The sequence below is a fragment of the Nguyenibacter vanlangensis genome, from assembly GCF_013376155.1.
GTDB classification, from domain to species: Bacteria; Pseudomonadota; Alphaproteobacteria; order Acetobacterales; family Acetobacteraceae; genus Gluconacetobacter; species Gluconacetobacter vanlangensis.
Window position 1 is genome coordinate 1 of record NZ_JABXXP010000695.1, and the last position, 1,423, is coordinate 1,423.

Sequence of the window (1,423 nt, forward strand, 5' to 3'; positions counted from 1 at the left end):
GGCCGGGGGCGATGCCGGCCTCCATGCCGCAGGCCTGGGCGCCGCCCGCCAGGCACGCGTCGTACAGGAAACGCCCGACCGAACCCGTCCGCCCCGCCGGCAAGGCGCGGCATCGTTGCTGCGACCGCAGGCGCTGGCCATATTCCAGCAGGCGCAGCTCCTCGCCGGGGCTCAGCAGGATATTGCTGTCCGGGCCGACGCCGAACCGGCCGCCTTCATCGATGAAGGCGGCAAGGGGGAAGATCCCGTCGCCCAGATTGGCCTCCGTGATCGGGCACAGGCCGGCCACGGCGCCCGAGCGGGCCAGGTCGCCGCATTCCCCCGCGTCCATGTGGGTGGCGTGCACCAGGCACCAGCGCGCATCGACCGGGCAGTGGTCCATCAGCCAGCGCACCGGGCGGGCGCCCAGGGCCGCCAGGCAGTCCTCGACCTCGCGCCGCTGTTCCGCGACATGGATATGCACCGGCCCGTCTTCCGGCGCGGCCCGCAGCATCGCGCGGATGCAGTCCCCGTCCACCGCCCGCAGGGAATGCAGCCCGACGCCGCGGCGCAGCAGGGACGCGCCGGCAAAACGATCCCCGAGATCGCCGATGATGCGCGCGATGAAATCGGGATCGCCGCGAAAGCGCCGCTGCGACGGCGCCAGATCCTGTCCGAACCCCGCGCGCATATAAAGCGTCGGCAGCATGGTGATGCCGATCCCCGCCGTCAGCGCGCCGTCCACGACGGCCTCGGCCATGGCGCCCGGCCGGGCATAGGCCGTGCCGTCCGGCGCACGGTGCAGATAGTGGAATTCCGCAACCTGCGTGTAGCCGGCCTCGAGCATCTCCATATACACGAAGGCCGCGACCGCGCGCAGCGTATCCGGCTGCAGCGTGCCGGCCAGCGCATACATCCGTTCACGCCAGGTCCAGAAGGAATCGGCGGGATCCGTCCGGCATTCGGCCAGCCCCGCCATGGCGCGCTGGAAGGCATGCGAATGCAGGCCGGGCAGGGGCGGCAGCACGATGTCGGCCCGGCGGTCCCCCGCCTCCGGCCGGCAGCCGGCGACGACCGCACCGAATGCGCCCCCTTCGGCGAAACCGATCCGGACGTCGCGCCGCCACCCCTCGGGCAGCAGGGCCAGTCCGGCGAACAGCGATCCGTTTCGGGGGGAAGGGGACATGGATGCAGGCGTCCTGGAATGTCGTTGCGCACCGGATACGCTTAAACTAGACATGTATAGATAAGTCCGGTCAAGGAAAGACGGTCAAGGAAAGACCAAAGAAAGACCAGGGAAAAAGAACGGCATGTGGGACCGCCTGTGGATCGATGTGCATCTCTCCGTCGCGGCCCGCGGCGACGGGCGGCCCGGCGGGGACGATTTCGGCATCATCCGCGACGGCGCGCTCGCGGTGCAGGATGGCCGCATCGCATGGGTCGG

Annotated in this window: 1 protein-coding gene; it reads right to left on the bottom strand. The window is 70.3% G+C overall.

The genetic code is table 11. The features are described from left to right. A partial coding sequence (locus HUK84_RS18120) for a formimidoylglutamate deiminase (RefSeq protein ID WP_176641485.1) occupies nt 1-1,165 on the bottom strand: 1,165 nt, incomplete at its 3' end. Between the last annotated feature and the right edge of the window lie 258 nt (nt 1,166-1,423).